General features: G+C 64.2%; 9 protein-coding genes and 1 tRNA gene. 1 reads left to right on the top strand and 9 read right to left on the bottom strand.

Going from position 1 to position 7,117, the window contains the following annotated elements:
• Nucleotides 1–91 precede the first annotated feature (91 nt).
• Nucleotides 92–166, top strand: a tRNA-Val gene (locus ACFHPP_RS18060).
• An 81-nt stretch (nt 167–247) separates the two neighbouring features.
• On the opposite strand, the gene ACFHPP_RS18065 is transcribed toward ACFHPP_RS18060, so the two are convergent.
• From ACFHPP_RS18065 to ACFHPP_RS18105, 9 genes are all read right to left on the bottom strand, one after another.
• Nucleotides 248–781 carry an EF-hand domain-containing protein gene (locus tag ACFHPP_RS18065; protein ID WP_437164629.1) on the bottom strand — a complete coding sequence of 178 codons (534 nt, stop codon included), beginning with the start codon at nt 779–781 and terminating at the stop codon, nt 248–250.
• A gap of 128 nt (nt 782–909) precedes the next feature.
• Entirely contained in the window at nt 910–2,310 is a 1,401-nt protein-coding gene (locus tag ACFHPP_RS18070; protein WP_437164630.1) for a M20/M25/M40 family metallo-hydrolase, read from the bottom strand.
• 52 nt (nt 2,311–2,362) lie between these two features.
• The gene (locus tag ACFHPP_RS18075) at nt 2,363–2,515 is read right to left on the bottom strand and encodes a hypothetical protein (protein ID WP_437164631.1); all 153 of its coding nucleotides are present in this window, start codon (nt 2,513–2,515) and stop codon (nt 2,363–2,365) included.
• A gap of 60 nt (nt 2,516–2,575) precedes the next feature.
• Nucleotides 2,576–2,851 (bottom strand): hypothetical protein, encoded by a 276-nt coding sequence (locus tag ACFHPP_RS18080; RefSeq protein ID WP_437164632.1) that lies wholly within the window; start codon nt 2,849–2,851, stop codon nt 2,576–2,578.
• A gap of 95 nt (nt 2,852–2,946) precedes the next feature.
• Nucleotides 2,947–3,690 (bottom strand): hypothetical protein, encoded by a 744-nt coding sequence (locus tag ACFHPP_RS18085; RefSeq protein ID WP_437164633.1) that lies wholly within the window; start codon nt 3,688–3,690, stop codon nt 2,947–2,949.
• 38 nt (nt 3,691–3,728) lie between these two features.
• A complete protein-coding gene (locus ACFHPP_RS18090; RefSeq protein WP_437164634.1) occupies nt 3,729–4,505 on the bottom strand; it encodes a hypothetical protein in 777 nt (258 codons plus the stop codon).
• A 229-nt stretch (nt 4,506–4,734) separates the two neighbouring features.
• A complete protein-coding gene (locus tag ACFHPP_RS18095) occupies nt 4,735–4,884 on the bottom strand; it encodes a hypothetical protein (RefSeq protein ID WP_437164635.1) in 150 nt (49 codons plus the stop codon).
• Nucleotides 4,885–4,991: 107 nt separating this feature from the next.
• Nucleotides 4,992–5,699, bottom strand: a complete 708-nt coding sequence (locus ACFHPP_RS18100) for a hypothetical protein (RefSeq protein ID WP_437164636.1) — start codon at nt 5,697–5,699, stop codon at nt 4,992–4,994.
• A 38-nt stretch (nt 5,700–5,737) separates the two neighbouring features.
• Entirely contained in the window at nt 5,738–6,571 is an 834-nt protein-coding gene (locus ACFHPP_RS18105; RefSeq protein WP_437164637.1) for a hypothetical protein, read from the bottom strand.
• Between the last annotated feature and the right edge of the window lie 546 nt (nt 6,572–7,117).

Here is a 7,117-nt window from a genome sequence, read left to right on the forward strand (position 1 = left end):
TCCATATCGTCTGCCACGCCGCCGCCACAAGGACCGCCCGGGCCTGCTTGACACCGAAGCCCCACCCGCATTACTCCCCGCACCCCGGGATGGGCGCGTAGCTCAGCGGGAGAGCATCGCCTTCACACGGCGGGGGTCGTAGGTTCAATCCCTACCGCGCCCACCATCCCAGGCTCTCCAGTCGTCACATTGGCAGGCACACCGGCCGGAGGGGCAACGCGCCCCTCGGCCCCAGGCGTCGTGTGGTTCAGTTGGACTGCGGCGCAGCGGGCGGCCCGCGGCGATCGCCATGCTGGTGATGGCCGCCCCGCATGCCACGCGCGGGCCGGATCTCCTCCCGCGTCAAAGCATTGTCGCCATTGGCATCGCGCGCCCGGAACATCGCTTCCGCGAAGGGCCGGACTTCCTCGAGCGTAACCTTGCCATCGGCATTCGCGTCCAATGCACGGAACATGCCCTGGCCATGGCGCTCGGCGCGCTGCTGCGGCCCGCGGTTGCCCATGCGGGCCTGGGCGTAGCTGCGCATCTCCTCGATGGTCACGCCGCCATCCCGGTCCGCATCAACCTCCTGGAAGCGCGCCTGCAACCAGGTCCAGCCTTCGTCCCGGCTCACCTGGCCGTCATTGTTCGCATCGGCGCGGGCGAAGGCCTCGCCCATGGCGAACCCGCGTCCGCCAGGGGCCGGTCCGCGCTCGCCCGGGCCTGGCTGCGCCATGACCGGCAAGGCGCCTGCCGCCAGAACCAGGGCGGCACCGGCAAAAAGGGCGATCCTCTTTGACATTGTCGTATTCTCCGTTGGGCCAGCGGGACGCCGGCTACAGCGGAGAGAATGGGGACCGTCTGCAACGGGCGCGTGTCAGACGCACCCGCCCAGGGTGAGGAAGCGTAACGCGTCGTAGCGGCACCGAATCAGCCGCGTGCCGGCGTGCCCGCCTCTCCCAGGTCCCACCAGAGCCCCGCGAAACCCGCGATACCCTCGCGCGCCGCGGAAATCAGCAGGTGTTCGTCGGGGCCGTGCTGCTTGCAGCCATTGTAGCTGTGCGGAATCCAGACCAGCGGCACGCCGAGATGATCGACGAAGACATCGCCCGGCAGGCCGCCCGAACTGCTGGGAATGATCTGCACCCGCTTGCCAAGCGTCCGCGCCATGGAGTCCTGCGCCCAGAGCACCCAGGGATGGTCCGGCGCCGTCCGACTGGCCGGCATGCGAAGGCCCGCATTCTCGATGGCCACGATCTCAAGGCGATGCGCATCCAGATGGGTCCGCAGCGCCGACTCGAACGTCTCCGGCGTGGCATCGACCGTGTAGCGGATCTGGCAATGCGCCCTGGCATCGGGTGCGACCGCGTTCACCGGGTTCTCGGGCCGGCCTGAAACCATGGCGAGGACGATGAAGCTGTTCCAGCCATAGATCTTCTCGGCCGAGGTCAGCTCGGGCTCCCCCCAGCCGGCGTCGATCGTCGCGGCGCCGTCGCCACCACCGACGGGACAGCCTTCCAGCACCGCCTTGACGCCGGCGGGCACGCCATCGGCCGGCAGCCACTCCCGCACCAGGATGCGGCCGTCCCGGTCCACGATCGAGGACAGCGCATGCGCCAGGATGATGGCGGGGTCTGTCGTCAGGCCACCCCAGTGTCCGGAATGCACGCCGCCCTCGCGCAGCCGCACCACAAGGTCGAAATGAAAGGTGCCGCGGGTGCCGGTCGCGATGGTCGGCACGTCGGGCTCGACGCGCGGACCGTCGGAGGCGATCAGCGCATCCGCTGCAAGCTCCCTGGCATGTGCCGCGATGAACTCGCGCAGACCGCGGGAGCCGCGTTCCTCCGCCATCTCGATCACCAGCTTCACGTTCGCGCCCAGCCGGCCGCCACGCTCCTCCAGCACCGCTTCCAGCGCCGACAGGTTGAGGGCGTGCTGTCCCTTGTTGTCGGCGGTGCCGCGGCCGTACCAGCGGCCATCCTCGGTGGTCACGCGCCAAGGGGCGAGGCCCGTGCGCCATTGATCCTCAAGCCCGCGGACCGTGTCGCCATGCCCGTACAACAGTGTCGTTTGGGATGACAAATTCTCAACCCGGGTGGCCATTAGGATCGGGCCGAAGCCGGGCTGAGGGTTCTCGTGGATGGCGACCTTGAACCCCAACCGGTTCAGCCAGGGGAGCATCCCCTCCTCAAGGTAGCGCCGCAGATGTGGCTCACCCTCAGGGTCTTGTGAGGTGGAGGGGATCGCGACCAGTTCAGCCAGCCGACGCTCAAATCCTCCGCCATCAAAGAAACTAATCGCGCGGGCGATAGCGCCTTCTCGTGAGCCCATAGGTCATCCTCCAATCGTCACAAAAAAGGGAGGCCGGAGCCTCCCTTCAACCTTAGACCTGATACCCGTGATCAGGGTCCCAGCGCTCCGCCTTCGCCCTGAGGGCGGCGGTGAGCGAGGAGGGGTCGAGCGGGTTCAGGGTCTTGCCCATCTTGTCCACCGGCCTGTTCCTCGCAATCACGTTCAACGCTTCTTCCGCGTTCATGGCAACCGGGACCCCAAGCCACATTCCCTACGGGTGGCGGCTTCGAACTGGTCCCACTGACTATACAGGTGGATGAGGATTCCAGCCCTCCCGGAGCTTGATCCCCAACTTGCGGCAGGCGCGGTTGATGTCCGTTGCCAATGCGAGCTGCCTCAGGTTGCCGCCGATGTCAGCCAAACGACGCAGCCGCTCCACGTCCGCCCGTCTCAGTGCCGCGTCCAGTTCTGGGATGCAGGCGATGGCCTCCGCATCCGCGGCGAGGGCTTCCTGATGCCGCTCCTTGTACAGGTCGAACTGATGTTCAAAAGGCACCCTCGGCCGCGTCGGGCCAAGCAATTCTCAAACGGTCATTGACATCCTCCTCGCTCGCTTGTGGATCGAATCATCCCGGCACCGCGGGCAGGGCAGTCGATCCTCGTCATCCTCCTCCATCAGACTGCCATGCCCGCGCTGGCTGGCCTCTGTGGCTCCCGCGTCGTCTGCTCCTCCTGCCACTGCCGGACCGCAGACAGCACCTCCGCAGCCTTCTCCGGAGTGAACTCCTCCTCCCACTCCCGCCCCTGCCCGCCGGTCCTCTGCTTGAACCGCGGCAGAAGGTCGGGCCGTTCATGCAGAAGCGTCTTTGCGTAGAGGAAACAAACCTTCTCATCGATGCCATGACCTGCCCGACGCATCTCGTAGGCCACCGTCAGGTAGCTGATGGGCTCGCGGGTGACCTCCAACTGCCGAAGGAAGTAGTCAACAAAAATCCTATAGCGGTCCGGGTGTCGGCGGTGCGCACGGAGGTGGTAGTCAATCCCGCGCCTTATCTTCTCGGGAGCACGATCCGGCAGCCGAGAGAGCCTTTCGAACACCACGAGCGGCACGTAGCCCGACCGCTTCATATCCCGGACGGTTCTGGCATCCTCCCCCAGAGCATTGGCTATCTCCCTTTCGGTCGTCAGACCCTTATTTCGGGCCAGCACACCGAATGCCTGATAGGTCTGGGTGATGCTATCCAGAAGGGCCATGCTATCTCCCTCTAGGGCGGCAACGGAGAAATCCGCGGACGACTTCCCGGCCGAAATCATTTTTGCCCGTGCCCTGCGAAAGGCGACCTCCGCCGTCTCGGGATTATCCAGCGAAGATCGGAGGACCTTCTGGACGAATTCTAATATTTCGTTGTTCACGATCATCACCCCTAAGGAGAGGGGGCACTGCCCCCTCGCTGCTTTCAGGCATTGTCGTGAGGCTGATCGACCTCGGCGTCACCCGGCATCCCGCCGCGGATGCTCCACCGCTCCATGAGCTTGAGCATCCGCTCCTTGTCCGCCTCAGCCTTGATCCGGGCATCGCGCTCAAAGGCGATCTCCCGATCCCGGATGTTCTTCTCCATCTCGGCGATCTCCCAGCGCTTCGCATCCTCGGCCTTCTGGGCTGCGGCGTTGGCTGCGGTCGCGGCGCCGACGATCTTGTCGATCATGATTCGCATATCGTTGGGCTTGCCCTTGGCCACGGTGGAGAGCCGGGCGCTGTCGGCGAGATAGCGCTCGTGGCGATCCCGATCCTCCTGCGAGAGATGCAGCAGCTTCCGGACCTTCTGCCGGGCTTCCTCGATTTCATCGATGACGGGCGCCACCTGCGAGCGATCGACTGCATCCACCTTTTCGATCTTATGTTCCTTCACCGCCCATCCGGCCTCGGGGCAATCGGCGACCCACTTCTTCTCCAAGGTCAGATGGGAATGGCTCCCATTCTTCCCCGTCTTCTTGCCGTCCACCTCCACCTCCGCCTGCAAAGCCTCCTTGAGGATCGCGAATACCTTCGGCAGGAGAAGGAAATTCGTATCCACCTCGAAAATGGTCGCCAACAGGCGGCTATTGACGCCCTTCTTGGCATTCACATCCATCTTTTCCAGCACGATCTTTGCGATAGCCTTCGCCCGCTCCTCGGGGGTCTGGGTGGTGGCAATGGCGGTGGACGAAAAGAGTTCGTCGCGGGTGGCGGACATCGGTGTTTTTCCTTTCTTTCTATCGGCGTCGGTGCCGTGACGAAAGGAATGGCGCGACCGCGGCTGAAACGGAAGTACTTTTTTTCCGGATTTGGCTGTTTCGCGCAACAAGTACAGCAACCAGTAAAGTAACAATGGAGTTTCGAATCTGTACTGGATCGTGAGTTCTTCGTGGGTTACCGGTAGACCCCCTTTAACACATGATGATTACATCACGAACGAGAGAGCATCAGCCCTGATCCTCCTCCTCCTCCTGTTCAAGCCGGTGGATCATCCGATCCGCGGCTTCCGCCAGCGCCACCACCTCCTCCACGGTCTTCCGCTGGCCGCGGGGCGGCAGGATGATGATGTCCTCGTTGGCGGCGATGGCCTGCTCCAAGAGCGTCCTGAGGATGCCCGCGTACTCGCGCCACCATGGGAACACGAGCCGCCGGACGTTCCGCGGGAGAGGGCGAGGTCCCGCGCCGTCCCTGGCGGGCGAGGCGGTCATGCTCCCCCGCCCTCAGGAGCATTGTTGGGGACGCCCCAGCGGATGCGCTCATCACGATCCACCTTATCGATGCGCCGGATGATCACCACAGAGACCCACTGACTGATGGTCATCCCCGGCGGGCGGATGGCAGCAATCCTGTCCGCATCGGGCGTGCCCATATCCACGTACCCCACGCGGGTGCAGTCCGGCGGAGGCTTCGTCCAGAGCGAGCCGCCGCGCCTCTCCGCCCTCCTCGTTTCGTCCAAGATCAGACCCCAGACCTCCGCGAGATCGAGTTCAAGCTCGCGGAACCGGCGCTCGTAGTAGCGCGGCAGATGCAGGCCGATCCGCGACACCGCCTCCCCGCGGTCCGTGTGGTGGTCGGGGTACTCCCTCCCCCATTCCGCGTTGGTATCATCCAGCCAGTCCACGAAGGTGCTGGCGATCCAGTGCTCGCGGTCAAACCGTCCGCGGACCGCATCGATCTCCGCGATGATCTCCGGCGTGAGAGGGAGGGTGCCCTGCTGCGAGGCATTCTCCGGCGGAGGATAGAAGGTCCAATCCCCGACACGCGCATGGGCGACCGCCGAGGCCAGCATTTGGTGGATGATCTCCACACTGGGGTTCGCCACCCGGAGCATCCCCGCATAGTAGTCGGAGAGCAGCAGTTCGGTCTCGTGACCGTAGTTCCCGAGGTAGTGGGCGTAATTCCCGTCAGGCACGATGTTGCTCCTATGGATTGGTCGCGATGAGGAACCGGTCACCACCGGCCCCCCTTTCGTTTCTCTTTCGACTTTTCCCGCTCCTCCCTGATTTCCCGTCCGCGGGTGATCCGCTCCTGCAAGGCCGGGGAGAAGTAGGCCCGGACGAACTTGAATCCCGACGGCTGGCGGGGCGTCCCATCCCGGTTCGTGGGCGAGGGGTGGCGGAGATCAAGGGCAAGGTGGCTGGATTGGTTCTCGGCCGAGAGGCCCGTGAGAGTGACAAGGGGCAACCACAAACCGGCCTCGTCCTGACGCCACAGGAGAAGCCCGTACTGACCCCTGTAGGTGATGGTCCCCAACCCGGGCACACGGTTGCTGACGAACCCGAGAAGCGCCTCAGGGCTCCCGTGGACGCCCTTCTGGGCGTTGTGCTCCTGAGCGATCTCGATCAGGTCGCGGAGGAGGGGAGCGCAGCCCTCATCATGGACCCGACCCTCATTCACGCGACGGCGGGCATTGTCGCGGAATTGCCGGGGTGAGGAGAGGTTGACCCATCGCTCCCGGCGAAGCTGGCGCAACTTGTGGCGGGTGCAGTGCTCCGGCGCGGCGTCGGTCGCCTCCACCTTCAAGGCGTACCGCACCCAGCCGCGGGTTGGACGATGCCCCCGATCCAACAACTGGACGGTCATCTGGGTGATCCGGTCGGGCATTGGCAGGCCCAACATGGCACGAGCCCGCAGTTCGTCAGTTAATGGCTCGCCCGGCTGGCGCGAAGTCCAAGTGTCCTGCGCACCAGTGGGAGCTTCCTCCTTGGATGAACGCCCCTCGAAACCCGTTCCAACTTCGTCTAGATCGATATCGGCAAATGGATCGTCGGACTGGTGGGACATTCGGTAGTGCTTTGCATGACGGTGGTGGCGCGATTACTTACGCGTCGCCCAAATCCTCGTCAAATACTTCTTGCACCTGTTCCGCAATTACTTGACGGGCGGGCCGGAGTTCTCTGTATCATCTCTCTGATCCGTAGGTCTCTGTATCTTTTTCACGAACGGTAGGTCTCTGCATTCCGCTTCGCTGCATCGTAAGATGCAGAGACCTCCCGTTCTTCAACAGATACAAAGAGCTACCACTCAAGCGACAGATACAGAGACCTCCGGCTCGCTGCGCTCCCCGTCGCCCAGAAGAACAGAGGCACCTCCGGGCTCCCTTCGGTCGCCCAAAGGTCAGGCGAAAGAACTCGCCCAAGAGAAGACAGAAAGAGCCGCGAGGGCTCGGCTTCGCCTCACCCTCACGGTGCGAGCGCGAGCGCTCGGGGCCGAGGCCCCTCGCTGCTTCGCCCTCGCGGTCCCGAAGGAGCCATTGGACGAGAAGGGCCTTCGGCTCCGTCGCCCAGAAGATCATCGATCCCGCGTTCGCTCCGCTCAGCGGTGCCTTAC

Source organism: Falsiroseomonas sp. E2-1-a20, assembly GCF_051433195.1.
In the GTDB taxonomy this organism is placed as follows: domain Bacteria; phylum Pseudomonadota; class Alphaproteobacteria; order Acetobacterales; family Acetobacteraceae; genus Falsiroseomonas.